Annotated in this window: 17 protein-coding genes; 6 read left to right on the top strand and 11 right to left on the bottom strand. The window is 63.6% G+C overall.

Translation table 11 applies throughout. The annotated features are described in order from the left end of the window. Positions 1–55 precede the first annotated feature (55 nt). The 6 genes from MY55_RS05380 to MY55_RS05355 form a co-directional block, all read right to left on the bottom strand. A complete protein-coding gene (locus tag MY55_RS05380) occupies positions 56–1,603 on the bottom strand; it encodes a SpoVR family protein (RefSeq protein ID WP_065202069.1) in 1,548 nt (515 codons plus the stop codon). Then, positions 1,600–2,880: a YeaH/YhbH family protein gene (locus MY55_RS05375; protein ID WP_065202068.1), complete on the bottom strand. Its 1,281-nt coding sequence runs from the start codon at positions 2,878–2,880 to the stop codon at positions 1,600–1,602. The genes MY55_RS05380 and MY55_RS05375 overlap by 4 nt, the downstream gene beginning before the upstream one ends. 154 nt (positions 2,881–3,034) lie before the next feature. Beyond that, positions 3,035–4,963: a PrkA family serine protein kinase gene (locus MY55_RS05370; protein ID WP_043577710.1), complete on the bottom strand. Its 1,929-nt coding sequence runs from the start codon at positions 4,961–4,963 to the stop codon at positions 3,035–3,037. 307 nt (positions 4,964–5,270) lie between these two features. After that, the gene (locus MY55_RS05365) at positions 5,271–5,588 is read right to left on the bottom strand and encodes a PilZ domain-containing protein (RefSeq protein ID WP_230623409.1); all 318 of its coding nucleotides are present in this window, start codon (positions 5,586–5,588) and stop codon (positions 5,271–5,273) included. Next, entirely contained in the window at positions 5,575–6,132 is a 558-nt protein-coding gene (locus tag MY55_RS05360) for an NUDIX domain-containing protein (protein WP_043577714.1), read from the bottom strand. The genes MY55_RS05365 and MY55_RS05360 overlap by 14 nt, the downstream gene beginning before the upstream one ends. Continuing rightward, positions 6,119–6,676, bottom strand: coding sequence for a DUF2062 domain-containing protein (locus MY55_RS05355; RefSeq protein WP_043577716.1), 558 nt, complete (start codon positions 6,674–6,676; stop codon positions 6,119–6,121). Before MY55_RS05355 ends, MY55_RS05360 begins: the two co-directional genes overlap by 14 nt. Positions 6,677–6,861: 185 nt before the next feature. Between MY55_RS05355 and MY55_RS05350 the strand changes: the two genes are divergently transcribed. The 3 genes from MY55_RS05350 (at position 6,862) to MY55_RS05340 (ending at position 10,044) form a co-directional block, all read left to right on the top strand. Continuing rightward, positions 6,862–8,646, top strand: a complete 1,785-nt coding sequence (locus MY55_RS05350; RefSeq protein ID WP_047243566.1) for an acyl-CoA dehydrogenase C-terminal domain-containing protein — start codon at positions 6,862–6,864, stop codon at positions 8,644–8,646. A gap of 203 nt (positions 8,647–8,849) precedes the next feature. Beyond that, on the top strand, positions 8,850–9,503 hold the full coding sequence (locus MY55_RS05345; protein ID WP_052258179.1) for a DUF5610 domain-containing protein: 654 nt from the start codon (positions 8,850–8,852) through the stop codon (positions 9,501–9,503). 25 nt (positions 9,504–9,528) lie between these two features. Continuing rightward, positions 9,529–10,044: a DUF5610 domain-containing protein gene (locus tag MY55_RS05340; protein ID WP_043577722.1), complete on the top strand. Its 516-nt coding sequence runs from the start codon at positions 9,529–9,531 to the stop codon at positions 10,042–10,044. A 2-nt stretch (positions 10,045–10,046) separates the two neighbouring features. Here the strand turns inward: MY55_RS05340 and MY55_RS05335 are convergent, their stop codons facing one another. From MY55_RS05335 to MY55_RS05325, 3 genes are all read right to left on the bottom strand, one after another. After that, positions 10,047–11,204: an iron-containing alcohol dehydrogenase gene (locus tag MY55_RS05335; protein WP_065202067.1), complete on the bottom strand. Its 1,158-nt coding sequence runs from the start codon at positions 11,202–11,204 to the stop codon at positions 10,047–10,049. Between the two features lie 169 nt (positions 11,205–11,373). Continuing rightward, entirely contained in the window at positions 11,374–12,051 is a 678-nt protein-coding gene (locus MY55_RS05330) for a YecA family protein (protein ID WP_043577732.1), read from the bottom strand. Between the two features lie 91 nt (positions 12,052–12,142). Then, entirely contained in the window at positions 12,143–13,831 is a 1,689-nt protein-coding gene (locus tag MY55_RS05325; RefSeq protein WP_047237538.1) for an AMP-binding protein, read from the bottom strand. A gap of 117 nt (positions 13,832–13,948) precedes the next feature. On the opposite strand from MY55_RS05325, the gene MY55_RS05320 reads away from it, so the two are divergent. Both MY55_RS05320 and MY55_RS05315 read left to right on the top strand, forming a co-directional pair. Then, positions 13,949–14,341, top strand: a complete 393-nt coding sequence (locus tag MY55_RS05320; RefSeq protein ID WP_047248337.1) for a MerR family transcriptional regulator — start codon at positions 13,949–13,951, stop codon at positions 14,339–14,341. 66 nt (positions 14,342–14,407) lie between these two features. Further along, a complete protein-coding gene (locus tag MY55_RS05315; protein WP_047237539.1) occupies positions 14,408–14,935 on the top strand; it encodes a GNAT family N-acetyltransferase in 528 nt (175 codons plus the stop codon). 6 nt (positions 14,936–14,941) lie between these two features. On the opposite strand, the gene MY55_RS05310 is transcribed toward MY55_RS05315, so the two are convergent. Then, positions 14,942–15,820: an EamA family transporter gene (locus MY55_RS05310; RefSeq protein ID WP_065202066.1), complete on the bottom strand. Its 879-nt coding sequence runs from the start codon at positions 15,818–15,820 to the stop codon at positions 14,942–14,944. A gap of 111 nt (positions 15,821–15,931) precedes the next feature. On the opposite strand from MY55_RS05310, the gene MY55_RS05305 reads away from it, so the two are divergent. Next, positions 15,932–16,459, top strand: a complete 528-nt coding sequence (locus MY55_RS05305) for a MarR family winged helix-turn-helix transcriptional regulator (RefSeq protein WP_065202065.1) — start codon at positions 15,932–15,934, stop codon at positions 16,457–16,459. A gap of 75 nt (positions 16,460–16,534) precedes the next feature. On the opposite strand, the gene MY55_RS05300 is transcribed toward MY55_RS05305, so the two are convergent. Further along, complete coding sequence (locus MY55_RS05300; RefSeq protein ID WP_052877990.1) at positions 16,535–17,977, bottom strand: M4 family metallopeptidase; 1,443 nt, start codon at positions 17,975–17,977, stop codon at positions 16,535–16,537. Position 17,978 lies beyond the last annotated feature (1 nt).

Here is a 17,978-nt window from a genome sequence, read left to right as displayed (position 1 = left end):
AAAGCCGGGCCGCCATTTGGCTGCCCGGCTTTCATCGCGGCGTTCCCGCCGGCGTTCAGGCCATCTCCGGATCCCTGACCGCCTGAACCTCGTACGACTGCTTGACCTCGCCGTTGCCGTCCACGCTTTCCAGCTTCACATCGAAGCCCCACAGCCGGCAGACGTGCTTGAGCACCTCCTGGGCGCTTTGGTCTTCCAGCGGCCGCCTGTTGTGCATCACGTGGCGCAGCGTCAGGCTGCGGTCGCCGCGCACATTGACCGACCACACCTGGATATTGGGTTCGCGCGAACCCAGGTTGTACTGCTCGGCCAACTTGCCGCGGATATCACGGTAGCCTTCTTCGTCGTGGATGCTGGAAATCTCCAGCTTGTCGTCCTTGTCGTCGTCGCGGATGGCGAAAAAGCGGAAATCGCGGATCAACTTCGGCGACAGATACTGCGAGATGAAGCTTTCGTCCTTGAAATTGCGCATCGCGAACTCCAGCGACTCGCGCCAGTCGCTGCCGGCAAGGTCCGGGAACCAGGCGCGGTCCTCGTCGGTGGGGGCCTCGCAAATGCGCTTGATATCCTGATACATGGCGAAACCCAGCGCGTAGGGATTGATGCCGTTGTACCAGCGCGCCGTCACCGGCGGCTGCGTCACCACATTGGTGTGGCTCTGCAGAAACTCCAGCATGTAGCCGTCGGTGATCAGGCCCTTGTCGTACAGCCGGTTCATGATGGTGTAGTGCCAGAAGGTGGCCCAGCCTTCGTTCATCACCTGGGTCTGGCGCTGCGGATAGAAATACTGGGCGACCTTGCGCACGATGCGCACCACCTCGCGCTGCCAGGGTTCCAGCAACGGCGCCGATTTCTCGATGAAGTACAGCAGGTTTTCCTGCGGCTCCAGCGGGAAGCGCGACGCCGGCTTGCCGCTGTCGTCCTTGTCGCGCTTCGGTATCGTGCGCCACAGGTCGTTCACCTGCATCTGCAGGTATTGCTCGCGCTCCTCCTGCCGCGCCTGCTCTTTGGCCAGCGACAGTTTCTGCGGCCGCTTGTAGCGGTCGACGCCGTAGTTCATCAGCGCATGGCAGGAGTCCAGCAGCTCCTCCACCTCGTCTATGCCGTAGCGCTCCTCGCACTTGCTGATATAGCTTTTGGCGAACACCAGGTAATCGATGATGGCCGACGCGTCGGTCCAGGAGCGGAACAGGTAATTGCCCTTGAAGAAACTGTTGTGGCCGTAAGCGGCGTGGGCGATCACCAGCGCCTGCATCATCATGGAGTTTTCCTCCATCAGATAGGCGATGCAGGGGTTGGAATTGATGACGATTTCGTAGGCCAGCCCCATCTGGCCGCGCTTGTAGCTTTTCTCGGTGGAGACGAAATGCTTGCCGTAGCTCCAGTGGTGGTAGTTGACCGGCATGCCGACCGAGGCGTAGGCGTCCATCATCTGCTCGGCGGTGATCACCTCAAGCTGATTGGGGTAGACGTCCAGCTTGAATTCGTCCACCGCGATGGTGCGGATCTGCCGGTCGTATTCGCCTATCAGGTCGAAAGTCCATTCCGAACCGGTGGAAATCGGCTTGCCGACCTCCTCTTCCCCCTTGCGAGTCCGTTTCATGTGCCGACCCTTCCATTGGCTGGCTGGCGCTTGAACAACTCCCGGAACACCGGGTAGATGTCCGACGCCGAGCGGATTTTCTGCATCGCGAACTGCGGGCATTGCGACTTGACCTTCAGGTACTCGTACCACAGGTTTTGCGGCTCGCCCTCGGTGATCTCGATGTAGGCGAAGTACTGGCAGTACGGCAGCAGGTTCTCCTCCAGGATGCGGCCGCAGTTGGCGGAATCGCTGTCCCAGTTGTCGCCGTCGGATGCCTGGGCGGCGTAGATGTTCCACTCGCTGCTGGCATAGCGCTTGCGGATGACGTCGCTCATCAGGTTGAGCGCCGACGACACCACCGTGCCGCCGCTCTCGCGCGAGTGGAAAAAGTCCTGCTCGTTGACTTCAACCGCGCTGGTATGGTGGCGGATGAACACCACCTCGATCTTTTCGTAATTGCGCTGCAGGAACATGTACAACAGGATGAAGAAACGCTTGGCCATGTCCTTTTTCTGCTCATCCATCGAGCCGGACACATCCATGATGCAGAACATCACCGCCTGGCTTGTCGGCTTGGGTTGCTTGACCCGGTTGTTGTAGCGCAAGTCGAAGGGATCGATGAAGGGGATGCTGGCCAGGCGCTCGCGCATCTGGTGGATGCGCTGGCGCTTTTCGCGGACATCCAGCGCGTTGTCGTCGTCCGACTCGATAAGCGTGTCCAGCTCTTCCTCGGCGTCGTCCAGGCTCGACAAGGTGGGCGCCGCCATCGCCACCCGCCGCGCCAGCGCGCCGCGCAGCGAGCGGACGATATTGATGTTGGCCGGCGTGCCGTCGTTGGTGTAGCCGGCGCGCACGGTTTTCAGCTCCTCGATTCCCATCAGCTGGGTCTTGATCAGATTGGGCAGCGCCAGATCATCGAAGAACACGTTCATGAATTCTTCGCGCGACAGCTGGAACACGAAATCGTCCTCGCCCTCGCCGTCCTGGCTGGCCTTGCTGCCCCCGCCGCCCGCTCCGCCCTGCGGCCGCGGGATGCGGTCGCCCTTGATGAATTCCTCATTGCCCGGGTGGATGTTCTCCCACACCCCGCCCTTGCCATGATGGAAATTGGGTTCGGAAATATCCTTGACCGGTATCGAGACCTTTTCCCCGCTTTCGATATCGGTAATGCTCCGTCCCTTGATCGCCTTGGAGACGGCTTCCTTGATTTGCGCCTTGAAACGGCGAAGAAAGCGTTCGCGATTGACCGCCGACTTGTTCTTGCCGTTGAGGCGTCTGTCTATGATGTGGGACATAGCCACCTCTCTTGCGCGCAGCCGCGGGCGGCCGGTTCCGTTCCGAAACCCGCCGCCCGACGCCGCGCGCGGTTGTGTCTCCTTGTCGACCGGCGTCAACCGCCGGACATCGCCAACCCGCCCGCTCCAATCGGAGCGAGCGGTTCATGACGGCTTATGAGGACTTGCGCACCCGCAGATACCATTCGCACAGCAGGCGCACCTGCTTGGCGGTATAGCCCTTTTCCACCATGCGGTTGACGAAGTCCTCGTGCTTCTTGGCGTCCTCGGCGCTGGCCTTGGCATTGAAGGAAATCACCGGCAGCAGCTCTTCGGTGTTGGAGAACATTTTCTTCTCTATCACCGTGCGCAGCTTCTCGTAGCTGGTCCAGGTCGGGTTCTTGCCGCCGTTGTTGGCCCGGGCCCGCAGCACGAAGTTGACGATTTCGTTGCGGAAGTCCTTGGGGTTGGAGATCCCGGCGGGTTTCTCGATCTTTTCCAGCTCCGCGTTCAGCGAGGTGCGGTCGAAGATTTCGCCGGTGTCCTGATCGCGGTATTCCTGATCCTGGATCCAGTAGTCGGCGAAGGTCACGTAGCGGTCGAAGATGTTCTGCCCGTACTCGGAATAGCTTTCCAGATAGGCGGTCTGGATTTCCTTGCCGATGAACTCGACGTACTTGGGCGCCAGATACTCCTTCAGGAAGGTCAGGTACTTCTGTTCGGTTTCGGCCGGGAACTGCTCGCGCTCGACCTGCTGCTCGATCACGTACAGCAGATGCACCGGATTGGCGGCGACTTCGCTGTGGTCGAAATTAAACACCTTGGACAGGATCTTGTAGGCGAAGCGCGTCGACAGCCCGCTCATGCCCTCGTCCACGCCGGCGTAGTCGCGGTACTCCTGCAGCGACTTGGCCTTGGGATCGGTGTCCTTCAGGTTTTCGCCGTCGTACACCTGCATCTTGCTGTACAGGCTGGAGTTTTCCGGCTCCTTCAGCCGCGACAGCACGGCGAACTGGCCCATCATCTTCAGCGTGCCCGGCGCGCACGGCGCCTTGCCCAGCGAGGAGTTGCGGATCAGCTTGTCGTAGATCTTGATTTCCTCGGCCACCCGCAGGCAGTACGGCACCTTGACGATGTAGATCCGGTCGAGGAAGGCCTCGTTGTTCTTGTTGTTGCGGAACTGCTTCCATTCGCTCTCGTTGGAGTGGGCGAGGATGATGCCTTCGAACGGAATCGCGCCGAAACCTTCGGTGCCCTTGAAGTTGCCTTCCTGGGTGGCGGTCAGCAGCGGGTGCAGCACCTTGATCGGGGCCTTGAACATCTCGACGAATTCCAGCAGCCCCTGGTTGGCCAGGCACAGGCCGCCGGAGTAGCTGTAGGCGTCGGGATCGTCCTGCGCGTATTTTTCCAGCTTGCGGATGTCCACCTTGCCCACCAGCGAGCTGATGTCCTGATTGTTTTCGTCGCCCGGTTCGGTCTTGGCCACCGCCACCTGGCGCAGCACGGACGGATAGCGCTTGACCACGCGGAACTGGCCGATGTCGCCGTTGAATTCATGCAGCCGCTTCACCGCCCAGGGGCTGGGAATGCCCTTAAGGTAGCGACGCGGGATATTGTACTGTTCTTCCAGGATGGGGCCGTCTTCGTCGTAATTGAACAACGACAGCGGCGACTCGTTGACCGGGCTGCCCTTCAGGCAATAGAACGGCACCAGCTCCATCAGCTCCTTCAGCTTCTCGGCGATGGAGGACTTGCCGCCGCCCACCGGCCCCAGCAGGTAGAGAATCTGCTTCTTCTCTTCCAGCCCTTGCGCGGCATGGCGGAAGTAGGCGACCACCTGTTCAATGACTTCCTCGGTGCCGTAGAAGTCGCGGAAGGCCGGATATACCTTGATGACCTTGTTGGAGAAGATGCGCGACAGCCGGGAGTCGTGGCGGGTGTCCACCAGCTCCGGTTCGCCGATGGCTGCCAGCATGCGCTCTGCGGCAGTGGCGTAGGCTCCGGGGTCTTGCCGGCACAGCTCCAGATACTCCTGGATCGTGTACTCTTCCTCGCGGGTCTTGTCGTAGCGCACTGCGTAGTGACTGAAGATATCCGGGTGCATGACTCTCTCCTGGCTGGTAGCAGGGGCTGGGCGAAATGCACCTCGCATGAGGCCGTTCCCCTTGCTGAATTAGAGTGCTGACTGTGTCTCCGGTCTTTTTTTGGGTATAGCATAGCAGTACGAAACGACCGGACAAAAGCCGGCAAAAACTGGAATCAACCAGCACAGCCGGCATCGCGTGGGAAAAGCCGTTGAATCAATAAGGATTTTTAATTTTGGAATTTTGTAACAATTGATGAAGCTTAGTAAATTCTTGTAATGCCGAAAGGAATAATTGGATATAAAAATCTGAAATTACAAAGGCTTGTCAGCTTTTTCTCTGCAGGATGCGGACACCGATTTCATATATGAGTCCACGCTGCACTTCATTGCAGCGCTTGACCTCGACCTCGGCCTCGAATGGCTTGCCCGACACCCCGCCCACGCTGGGCACCAGCACGATCACATTGAGCTTTTCGCCGTACTGCGGCACAAAGGCTGAGCGCAGCGCCATGCCGTCCACCGACAAGTCCACGCACTCGCCGTAATAGGTCTGCCCGCTCAACAGCGACTTGATCCGGGCCTTGCACCCCATGCTGACGCGTCGGCCGCGCCGACGGTCGTAATACGCGTCAAATCGGGACACCTCGCATCCTCCCGCTCAAATAAGCCGCCAGCCAGTGCAGGCCGACTATCGATTTGCTGTCGCAGATCCCGCCGCTCAGCGCCATCTCCATCGCTTCGTCCAGCGGCTTGGTCAGCACCTCCAGAAACTCGCCCTCGTCCAGCCGCCTTTCGCTAAGAATAAGATCTTGCGCCAGGTAATAGCTGATTTTTTCATTCGAATAGCCGATGCAGGGGTGGGCGGTGCCCAGATAAGTCCAGCTGGCGGCGCGATAGCCGGTTTCCTCGAAAAGCTCGCGGCGCGCGGTCTCTTCCGGCGCCTCGTCCGGGTCGATCTTGCCGGCGGGAATCTCGATGAACTCGCGGCCGGCCGGATAGCGGTACTGCCGCTCCAGCACCAGCTCGCGCTGCGGCGTCAGGGCCAGGATGGCCACCGCGCCGGGATGGAGGATGTACTCGCGGGCGGCTTGCTTGCCATCAGGCAGCGCCACCTGGTCCTTGCGCACGCGCAGGAAGCCGCCCTCGTACACCAGCTCCGACGTCAATTGTTTTTCAAGCAGATCCACACTTCGCCTTTCTATTGTTCCAGGCGCTGACTACAGCCCAGCGCCACATCACTCGCGTCGCCAGATAGCCCGCCGCCCCCAGGGTCAGCCCCAGCGCCGGCATGCCCACCAGCAGCGGCCACCCCATGTCCACCAGCCAGCCGACCGTGCCGGCCAGCCAAGCCGCCAAGCCCGCTCCGCCCAGGCCGGGAGGCGGCGCCATCGACAGGGAGGTGGGGCCGCCCAGCAGCCATCTGCCATAACAGTAGGCCAGATAATAGAGCGGCAACACCGTCAACGGATTGCTGTACAGGGAAACCACCATCGCCGCCGGCAGGTTCACCCGCAGCAGCAGCGCCAGCGCCAGCGCGGTGGCCTTCTGGGTGAAGCCTGGCATCACGCCGGAATAAAGTCCCACCGCCACGCCCATCGCCACCTTGCGCCGATTGAACGCCCAATAGGCCGGCTGGTCCAGATACGGCGCCAGCCGGCGCATGCCCGGCCGGGCGAACCATTGGTGGCGCCGTCCGGCGAACCGCCGCATTTTCCGCTTGAGCCAGGTCATTCCATTTTCATGCCGCTACGTTGTCGTAATGCCACACCCGCCCGCGCGCGGCAACGCATTTTGTTGTCAAAAGGCCGGGAATAATCTAAACAAGCGTTTGAATTAAACCGCCCCGGCCAAGGGGTCATCATAAAGCGTATCGACCTGGCATGCACCAGGCCGCGCCAACCCACTGGAGAAACCGAATGCCTGTCTACAAAGCACCGCTGCGCGACTTCGACTTTGTTCTCAACGAGTTGATCAAGGTACAGGACATCATCCCCTCTCTGCCAGGCTACGAAGAGGCCACGCAGGACATCTTCAGCTCCTACCTGGAGGCGGCGGCCCAGTTTTGCGAGTCCGAGCTCGCGCCGCTCAACCGCCAGGCGGACGAAGAAGGCTGCCAGTACGACAGCGCGACCAAATCGGTGACCACTCCCACGGGCTTCAAGGAAGCCTACAAACAGTACTGCGAACTGGGCTTCCCGGCGCTGGACTGCGATCCGTCCTACGGCGGCCAGGGGATGCCCAAGAGCCTGGCCTTCCCCATCATGGAGATGCAATGCTCGGCCAACGTCGCCTGGTCGATGTATCCGGGCCTGTCCCATGGCGCGTATTCTGCCATCCACGCGCACGGCACAGAAGAACAGAAAGCCGCTTACTTGCCCAAGCTGGTGGACGGCAGCTGGACCGGCACCATGTGCCTGACCGAACCCCACTGCGGCACCGACCTCGGCCTGCTCAAATCCAGGGCCGAGCCGAACGGCGATGGCAGCTACCGCATCACCGGCACCAAGATCTTCATCTCCGCCGGCGAGCACGACCTATCGGACAACATCATCCATCTGGTGCTGGCCCGCCTGCCGGACGCGCCGAAAGACGTGAAGGGCATCTCGCTGTTCATCGTGCCCAAATTCCTCGACGACAAGAGCCGCAACGCCGTGTCCTGCGGCAGCCTGGAACACAAGATGGGCATCAAGGCCAACGCCACCGCGGTGATCAATCTGGACGGCGCCAAGGGCTGGCTGATAGGCGAGCCTAACAAGGGCCTGTCCTGCATGTTCACCATGATGAACGCCGCCCGCCTGGGCTGCGGCATGCAGGGCCTGGGCATAGGCGAAGCCTCGTTCCAGGGCGCGCTCTCCTACGCCCGCGAACGGCTGCAGATGCGCGCGCTGAACGGCGCGCAGTGTCCGGACAAGGCTGCCGACCCCATCATCGTCCACCCGGACGTGCGCCGCATGCTGCTGACTCAGAAAGCCTATACCGAAGCCGGCCGCGCGCTGGCGGCGCTGCTGGCGCTGCAGCTGGACATAGAGGACAAGCATCCGGACGCCGGCGTCCGCGCCGACGCCGCCGACCTGGTGGCGCTGCTGACCCCGGTGGCCAAGGCCTTCATGACCGACAACGGCTACACCGCCGCCAATCTGGGCATGCAAGTGTTCGGCGGCCACGGCTACATCCGCGAATGGGGCATGGAGCAACTGGTGCGCGATGCCCGCATCTCGCAGATCTACGAAGGCACCAACGGCATCCAGGCGATAGACCTGCTGGGCCGCAAAGTGCTGCTGGACCAGGGCGCCAAGCTGCGCAAATTCACCAAGCTGATCCACAAGTTCTGCCAGCAGTACGAAGGCCATGCGCAGTTGGGCGAATTCGTCAATCCGCTCGCCAAGCTGATGAAGGAAATCGGCGAGATCACCATGGGCATCGGCATGGCCAGCCTGTCCAACAAGGATGAGGCCGGCGCCGCCGCCACCGACTACCTGCGCCTGGTCGGCCACTTGACCTACGCCTGGCTGTGGGCGCGGATGGCCGAAGTCGCCTACGCCAAGCTGGGCCAGGGCGAGGACGCGTTCTACAACGCCAAGATCGCCACCGCCCGCTTCTACTACGCCAAGCTGCTGCCGGAAGCGGAAGCGCTGAAGGCCAGCATCAAAACGGGCGCCAAGCCGCTGATGGCGCTGGAGGAAGCGCACTTCGGCTTCTGATATGACGCCGCGGATTGCGCCGCGAACGGGCCGCATGCCATGCAGGCATGCGGCCTGTTGCTTTTTCTTCAGCGAAACCACCTAGCCCGAATCGGCAATCCACAAGTTTTCCGTGCCGCTGCCGAAATCAGGTCATACTGAAGTCGTTCCCTCAACCCTATACAGTGCGCCGGATTGCAGAGACGCGCCGACAGGAGTCCGTGATGTCGATCTCATCGCTGAACAGCAACCAGGCCGGCCAGACCGGCGGCGCCAGCCAGACGCAGAACGCCGGCTACAGCGCCCAGACTGCCCGCAACCAGCTCAACTCGGTGCTGGTGGAGTCGCTGGACGTATCCATCAGCAGCGGCAAGCAATCGCAAACGCTGCTGTTCCACGCCTCGATCACCAATATCAACCAGATCCTCAGCGCCGACAGCGGCGGACAAAACAGCGACGGCAGCGGCAACGCCTCCTCGTCCACGCTGCAGATCAACAGCACGCAGCTGAGCATTTCGGTGCAGCAGCAAAGCGGACAGAACAGCGACGACGACAATTCGCCGCAAGCCACCGCCAAGCGCATCCTGGACGGCGCCACCAGCCTGTTCGGCCTGTACAAGCAGCAGCACCCGGAGCTGAGCTCCGACCAGCAGGCGCAAAACTTCGTCGGGCTGATCCGCCAAGGCTTCGAGCAAGGTTATCAGGAGGCCACCGGCATCCTGAAAAACCTCAATGTCTTCAACGGCGATGTCTCCAGCGGCATCCAGCAAACCCACGACCTGGTCGAGCAGGGACTGGACGCCTTCCTGCAGCAGAATCAGTCCGCCGGCACGCAGTCCTCGCAGGCGGCCGCCGGCGACAGCCAGAGCGGCAGCTGAGCAGGCATGACCGCGGGAGTCGGCCATGGCAATCGATGACGACATCATCGTCGCGCCGATAGGCGGCGTCCACCCGCGCGCCGGGGGGGCGCGCGGCGTGCACGCGCTGGCCCAGCACGGACAGCGCGGGCGCCGCCAGGACACGGAAGACAATGCCGACATCAGCCTCAGCCATGGCCGGCAGGCCGCCCAGCTGCTGTACAGCGCGGTGATGGACCAAGTCGCGCAACTGGCCGGACTGGACGTCGACCCGGGCCAGCTGCAGGAAAGCGCGCTGCCGGGCGACAGCCACAGCCAGCACCTGCTGCTGGGCATCGCGGCCCTGTTCGAGCACTATTGCGGCCGGCATCCGCAACTGGCGCGGCAGGAAGCCGGCCAGGCCTTCGCGCCGCTGGCCGAGGCCGGGCTGGAGCGCGGCCATCAGGAAACCTGCCAGGTGCTGCGGCAACTGAATGCCTATCCGCCAGCCACCGCCGCCCAGCTGCAGGGCCTGTGCCAGCTGACGGCCCGGTTGCTGCGCGAGCGCCTGGCGCAAAACTAGCCTCAGCGGCAAAACGCCCGCACGATGCGGCCGACGCGCGCCTCGATCAAGATGCCGCCCTCCCCCAATCCGAACCGGCCGTCGCGCCGCAGCAAGGCCAGCACATCGTCGGCGGCCGCCCCGGCATCCGGCACGCCGGCCTCGGCCAGCGTCACCGGCATGCCGAGCGCGCGATACATGTCTTCCACCTTGTCTATCACCCGCTCCGCGGCCAATTCCGGAGCGTCGAACACCCGCGCGCCCATCTGGCGCAGCTTGGCGGCTTTTTCCGCGCAGGCCTCGCGCAGCAGCGACGGCTGTACGATGGACAGGGTGCGGCCGTGGTCTATGCCGTACAGCGCGGTCAGCGCCCGGCCGATGCCGTGCGTGGCCCAGTCATGCGGCACCCCCAGGCCAATGGCGCCGGACAGCGCCTGGTTGGCGGCCCACATCATGTTCTGCCGCCAGTCCGGCGTGCCGCGCTCGTCGAAACGGCAAGCCAGCCGGTACAGCGCCCGCAGCACCGCCTCGGCGCAGCCATCCTGCACCAGCGCGCCTACCGGGTAGGTCAGGTATTGCTCGCAGGCATGGACGAAGGCGTCGGTCACGCCGTTGGCCAGTTGCCGGTCAGGCAGGGTGGCCAGGGTGTCGGGGTCGAGAACCGCGAAACGCGGCCGCAGCAGCGGCGAGCGAAAAGCCAGCTTCTCCTGGCTGGACAGCCGCGAAATCACCGCGGTGCCGTTGCCTTCCGAACCGGTGGCGGCCAGCGTCAGCACCACGCCCAGCGGCAATGCCGCCCGCACTGGCTGCTTGCCGGAAACCAGCTCCCAGCCATCGCCGTCATGCAAGGCCGCGGCCGCCAGGTATTTGGCGGCGTCGATGACGGAACCGCCGCCCGCCGCCAGGATGAAATCGCGCCGGCTCTCGCGCAGCAGCGCCAGCGCGCCGGCTAAAGCCTCCACGTCTGGATTGGGCGCCACGCCGCCGAACTCCAGCCAGTCATGGCCGCGCAAGGCTTGCTGCAAGCGCGCGTGGATGCCGTTGCGCTTGATCGAGCCGCCGCCGTACAGCAGCAGGATCCTGGCGCCGGCAGGCAGCAGCCGCTCCAGGCCGGCCAACTGGCCGGCGCCGAAATGAAGATGGGTGGGATTGTAGTAATCGAAAACGAGGGCGGGGTTCATCGCGGGTCCAGGCTAGGCTTGCGGCCGAAAATTTCAAAGGCATATTAAGCCATGCCTAAGCACCCGCGCCTAGCGTCTCCGCGTCGATGGGGCCCGCCTGCGCGCGTTCCGGATGCATGGCCATAAAAAAAGCGGACCCATGGTCCGCTTTCATGATCGGCCGGCCGGCTCAGTTGCTGCCGCAGCAAGCCTTGTACTTCTTGCCGCTGCCGCACGGGCACACGTCGTTGCGGCCCACTTTGTCGCCATCGCGGCGAACCGTGGTCGGCGCCTGCTCCTTGGCGCGCCAGTAGCCGAACACCGCCTGCAGGGCGTCGGTCAGCTCTTCCTTGTAGCCTTCCACCTCTTCGTCGGTGAAAGTCAGCAGGTCTTCGCCGTCTTCTTCCTCGAACGCGCCGCCCAGCACCAGCATCGGCATCATCAGGCTTTCGAAGCCCTCGTCCTCTTCCGCCACTTCGAACCAGTCGGTGTCGACCAGATCCAGCGCGTACAGGTAGGCGTTCGCCCACGGCCAGTAGTCCGGCTCGCCCTCTTCTTCGCTGTCTTCTTCCGCGTACAAGATCATGTCCAGCTCTTCGCCGGCGGCCAGCACGTCGCGGGTGGTGTCGAACAGCTTTTGCAGCAGGGTTTTCAGCTCGGCTTCATCGGCCTGGCTTTCGAAAGCCGGCGCGTCGCCCAGCACTTCCGGCAGCCAGAAATCGGTATCGACCGCATCTGGTCCGCTCACCAACGCGGCGAAGAAGCCCTGCACTTCGTCCGGGCGCATGGTGCTGCCGCTGGCGGACAACGGGGTCAACAGCGTTTCGAGACGGGCCAGGTCGGCATCGTTGAAAGCGGTAACGGTCATGGTGTATTCCTCAAGGGTGAATCAGGTCTGGGCGCATTGTAAGCCAAAAGCGCGCTTCTGGCCGGCATTTCGCTGCCTGGACGGTCTGGAATCAGGCTGTTTTGACATCCGGCAAACCCAGCTTTTCCAGCATTTTCCGCCGCATCAGATACTTCTGCACCTTGCCGGTGACCGTCATCGGAAAGCCATCGACAAACTCGATGTAACGCGGAATCTTGTAATGAGCGATCTCGCCCTGGCAAAAGGCGCGGATCTCCTCCTCGGTCGCGGTTTCGCCGTCGCGCAGCCGTATCCACACGCACAGCTCCTCGCCGTAGCGCGCGTCCGGCACGCCTATCGCCTGCACGTCCTGGATCTTGGGATGGCGGTAGAGGAACTCCTCCACCTCGCGCGGATAGATGTTTTCGCCGCCGCGGATCACCATGTCCTTGACCCGGCCGACGATGTTGACCAAACCATCGTCGCGCATGATCGCCAGATCGCCGCTGTGCATCCAGCCTTCCGCATCGATGGCGGCGCGCGTCATGTCCGGATCGTCCCAATAGCCCAGCATCACCGAGTAGCCGCGCACGCACAACTCGCCGCGCTGGCCGCGCGGCGCGACGCGCCCCTCGGCGTCCACTATCTTCACCTCCACATGCGGATGAACGCCGCCCACCGTGCTCACCCTTTGCTCCAGCGGGCTGTCGGCGGCGCTTTGCAGGCTGACCGGGCTGGTTTCGGTCATGCCGTAGCAGATGGTCACCTCGGCCATGTGCAGCTGCGACAACACCCGCTTCATCACCTCCACCGGGCAGGGGCTGCCGGCCATGATGCCGGTGCGCAGGCTGGACAGCTCGAATTCGGCGAAGCGCGGGTGGTCCAGCAGCGAAATGAACATGGTCGGCACGCCGTGCAAGGCGGTGCAGCGCTCCTCGGCAACCGTCTGCAACACCGCCAGCGCGTCGAAACCCTCCGCCGGCAGCACCATCGCCGCGCCGCGGCACAGGCAGCACAGCGTGCCCATCACCATGCCGAAGCAATGGTAGAGCGGCACCGGAATGCACAGCCTGTCGTCGGCGCGCAGCCGCATCGCCGCGCCGACGAACCAGGCGTTGTTGAGAATATTGCGATGCGACAGCGTCGCGCCCTTGGGATGGCCGGTGGTGCCTGAGGTGAACTGGATGTTCGCCGCGTCGCCGCACTGCAGCGCCTCGCCCACCGCCTGCAGCGCCGCCAGCTCGGCCGCCGTCGGCTCGGCCAATAGCTCGGAAAACGGCAGGATGCCCGGCAGCGCCTGCTGCCCCATCCGCACTACCCAGCGCAGCTCGGGCACGCGCCCCGCGCGCAGCTCGCCCGGCCTGCAGGCGTCCAGTTCCGGCGCCAGCTGGCGCATCGTCTCCACGTAGTCGCTGCTTTTGAAGCCGGGCGACAGCACCAGCGCGCGGCACTGCACTTTGTTCAGCGCGTACTCCAGCTCGGCGCGGCGGTAGGCCGGGTTGATGTTGACCAGCACCAGGCCGGCCTTGGCGCTGGCGAACTGCATCAGCACCCATTCGGCGCGGTTCTGCGACCAGATGCCTACCCGCTCCCCCGGGGCCAGGCCCAGCCGCAGCAAGCCGCAGGCCAGCCGATCCACCTGCCGCCGCAATTCGGCGTAGCTCCAGCGGATGTCCTGCTGCCGCACGCGCAGCGCCAGCCGGTCGGCATGGCGTTCGCAAGCCTGGTCGAAAAAACGTCCTATGGTCTGTCCCAATAGCGGCTGATCGCTGGCCCCCTGGGCGTAGCTGGCCTGTTGCATCGACGGTTCCCCGTGTCGGTTGCGCGAAGACACAGGTTGACGATTACGTAAACGTAAATCAAGCTTTCATCTGTTGGAGTGGGAAAAACGCTACAATCGCCGCCTGAAGGAAAACATATGAACCAAGCAGAATTTTTCACCATCTCCGATCTGGCGCAAGAATTCGACGTCACCCTGCGCACCATCCGCTTCTACGAGGAACAAGGGCTGATCGAGCCCCAGCGCGAAGGACGCCAGCGTCTGTTCAACCGCCGCGACCGCGCCCGTCTGAAGCTGATCCTGCGCGGCAAGCGCATCGGCCTGTCGCTGGCGGAGATCCGCGAAATCATCGACCTGTACCAATTGGCGCGCGATGAAGCCAGCCAGTCGCAAAAGCTGCTGGATCTGCTCCAGTCCCGCCGCAACCAGCTGGAATCGCAGCGCCATGACATCGACGCGGTGCTGGACGAAATCGGCGCGCTGGAAAACCATTGCCGCAACGTGATCGGCAGCCAGAGCACAGCCGCCTGACCGACAGCAATATTGCAACGTCATCTCCCACTCCATAAAATGGCCCTCTCAAAGAAGGCCATTGCCATGCCCAATCCCTACACCACTGCATTTTCCCTGCGACACCTGAGCGCCGAGCATATCGAGAATTTCTGGCGCGTCACCGACAGCGTGGCCCGAGAACGGCGCTACCTGGCCTTTCTGGAAATCCCGCAAGCGGCTTCGGCCGAATACGCGCGCAGCCAATTGGCCCGGAAAGCCCCGCACTTGCTGCTGCTGGACGGCAAGCAGGTCGTCGGCTGGTGCGATGTCGCCCCCCAGCACTTTCCCATCTACCAGCATGGCGGCACGCTGGGCATGGGCCTGCTGCCGCGCTACCGCGGCATGGGCCTGGGCGGATGGCTGCTGGACAGCACATTGCAATTGGCCGAGCAGCGCGGCTATCGCCGCCTGGAGCTGACCGTGCATGAAGACAACCTCAACGCGATCAAGCTCTACGAAAGACACGGCTTTCTGCTGGAAGGCCGCAAACGCGAGGCGATCTGCATCGATGGGCGCTACAAGGATGTCTTGATGATGGCGCGGCTGACGCCTACCGCGTCGTCCAAGCCATAAGACCTCTTATTTGGCCGCGGCATTGAGCATGCTCCACTGCACCGCCAGCACGCTGGCCAGCACAATGGCCAGGCCCAGCATCGATTGCGCCGACAAGGCCTGGCCCAGCAAGGCCCAGCCCAGCACCACCGCCGTCAACGGGCTCAGCAGGCCCAGCGATGTCACCGCCACCGCCGACAAGCGGGCGATGCCGCGAAACCACAGCCAGTAGGCGATCAACGCGCCGAAAACCGTCAAATAGGCATAGCCGCCGATCTGCGCCGCGGTCAAAACCGGCAACGGCGGATCGATGATCCGCGCCAGGGGCAGCAGCATCAGGCCGCCCAAAGTCAGCTGCCAGCCGGTCAAGGCCGCCACCGGCACCGGCAAACGCCAACGCCGGGTCAGATAGGTGCCGCAGGCCATCGCCACCGCGCCGCCGAACGCCGCCAGCATGCCCAAGCCGTCCCAGCGCGAACCCGGCGACAACAGCAAGGCCGCCATGCCGGCTACGCCGCTCAAGCTGGCCCACAAAGCCAGCCGCGCCGGCTTGCGCTTTTCCACCTGCCAGGCCAGCGCCATCACCAGCAGCGGCTGGCAAGCGCCCACCACCGCGGCCAGTCCGCCGGGAAGACGATAGGCGGCGACAAACAGCAAAGCCTGGAACACGCCGATGTTCAACGCCGACAGCGCCAGCAATTTTCCCCACTGCCCCTTGGCCGGCCGCCAGCCGCCCAGGCAAGCCAGCAGCAAACCGGCGGGCAACACGCGCAGCAAGGCGGCGGTGAAGGGCCGGTCCGGCGGCAGCAACTGGGTGGTGACGATATAGGTAGAACCCCAGATCACCGGCACCATGGCGGTGATCAAGACATCGCTCCACAGAGCGGATGCGCGCCGAAGAGACATGGGCAAGCCTTTCCATTCGATTTATAATCGAGATCAATTAACTTGAATTCAAGATAACATTTATCTTTAATTCAAGGCAAATAAATCTTGAATTCAAGACAAGGAACATGAATGGCCGTACAACGGGAAGGCGATGCGGTAGACAGAATTCTGGCGCAATGGGCCAGGGAAAGACCCGATCTGGACGCCAGCCCGATGGGCGTGATAGGCCGCCTCAACCGCTGCGCGGCGCTGCTGTCGCAACGGATGGACGCGGTGTTCGGACAATACGGGCTGAGCGGCTGGGAGTTCGACATGCTGGCCACGCTGCGGCGCAGCGGCGCGCCCTATTGCCTGGCGCCGACCGAGCTGTTTTCGTCCTTGATGGTGACATCCGGCACCATGACGCACCGGCTGAAAGTGCTGGAAGGAAAAGGCTGGATTTCGCGCGAGGCCAGCGCGCAAGACGCGCGCAGCACGCTGGTGCGGCTGAGCGAAGTCGGCTTCGCCTTGATCGAGCGCGCGCTGGAAGCGCATGTGGCCAATGAGCACGCCATTTTGTCGGCGCTGCCCCCGCGCAGCCTGGACGCGCTGGAAAAACGGCTGGCGGAGCTGCTCGCCGCGCTGGAGGATGCGACGGCGGCCAGCGGCAAAAGATAAATCCGGCGCGGAGCGGCGGATGCAGCCTCGATCCGCCGCCCGCGCCGAATAGCGACAATCAAGCCTGCACGCCGCTCAAGCGGCGCAAACCACCCCCACCGCGGCGAAAGCCTGCGCCACGTCCTGCTTGCCGTAGCCGCGCGTTTCCGCGGCGCGGCTCACGCCGCAAGCGGCGCTATTGAAAGTGGCATTCGCCGTCCAGTAGAGCCGGTTGGCGTCGGCAAACACCTCAAACGCCTTGCGGGTGTTCCAGCCCGGACGAGTGGCCAGCAAATAGAACGCCTTGTTGTACACGCCGCTGGCGTAGTGGACGTCCATGCCGTCGCGGTAGTCGCGGGCATGGCCGATCGAGTGTCCGTCGCGCGCCGGGTCGATGAAATAACGCAGCGCGCCGCCCTGCTTGTAGATTTCCGCGCCGACCAGCCAGTCGTTCCGGCCCCGCAGGTAATACTCGGCGGCCTCCCCGGCCATGTCGGAAAACGCCTCGTTGATGGCGCCGGACTGGCCCTGGTAGACCAAGCCGGAATTTTGCTCGGTGAAGCCGTGATGCACCTCGTGCGCGATCACGTCCAGCACCGTCGGCGGGTAGAAGCGGCTGGAGCCATCGCCCAGATTCAGCGCCTGGCCATCCCAGAACGCCGCCTCGGAGCCGTTGCCGTAATGCGCCTTGACGTACAGCTTCTGCCGCAGCGGCGCGGCGCCGAACCAGGCCTTGTGCATTTTCACCACGGCGTTGCCGAAAAAGTGCGCGTCGTTCAAGGGCGAGTACGCGCCGTTGACCGCCTTGTAATCATTGGTGGGGCAGGCGAACTTGAACGGCGCGTCGCCGCGGGTGCCGCCCGCCAGGTTGACGGTCGCCACCTCGCCGCTGTCCATCGCGCAATCGCTGGTGACGATCAAGGGGCCGTAGTCCTTGCCGTAAACGTATTTGCCGGTGCGGACGTTGCCGCCCGGCCCGCCGGCCTCGGCATGGGCCAGGCCTTCCCAGCGCTGCAGCACCTGGCCGCCATGCGCGTCGATGAAGAAATTGGGCCGGCTGGGGCCGCGGCCGCCTTCCACCACGAAGGAAACCAGGTAGACCAGCTGCGCGACGCCGCTTTCGTTGACGCGCACCCACAGCTCAGCCTTGTCGTTGCGGGTGGGATAGCCGTTCGCCGCCAACGCCTTGGCCTGCGCCAGCGCGGCGTCGCGCTTCACGGTGGGCTGCGCGGAAGCCAGATCGGCCTCTATCCCCGCGATATAACGGCCGCTGTACTGCGCGGGCTGGCCGGGACGCTTATCCTCCACCACCGCCTCGCCCCATACCGGCACTCCCTGGTAGTACTGCTGGTAGCGCGTCACCACCTTGCCGTCGGGAAACTGCGCGCTGCGCTGCGCCTTCAGCCCCGCCTGCTCGATGCCGGGAAACGCCGCCCCGGCCGCCGCCAGATCGACGCGCTCCGCGGCCCAGGCCGCCCCGCCCATTCCCGCAGCCATGCCGCCGATCAAACCGCCCAATATCGCCTGCCGAATGTTCATC

Origin of the sequence: Chromobacterium subtsugae, assembly GCF_001676875.1 — a bacterium.
In the GTDB taxonomy this organism is placed as follows: domain Bacteria; phylum Pseudomonadota; class Gammaproteobacteria; order Burkholderiales; family Chromobacteriaceae; genus Chromobacterium; species Chromobacterium subtsugae.
Note: the sequence above shows the minus strand (reverse complement) of the source record. Positions and strands in the feature narration are given on the sequence as shown.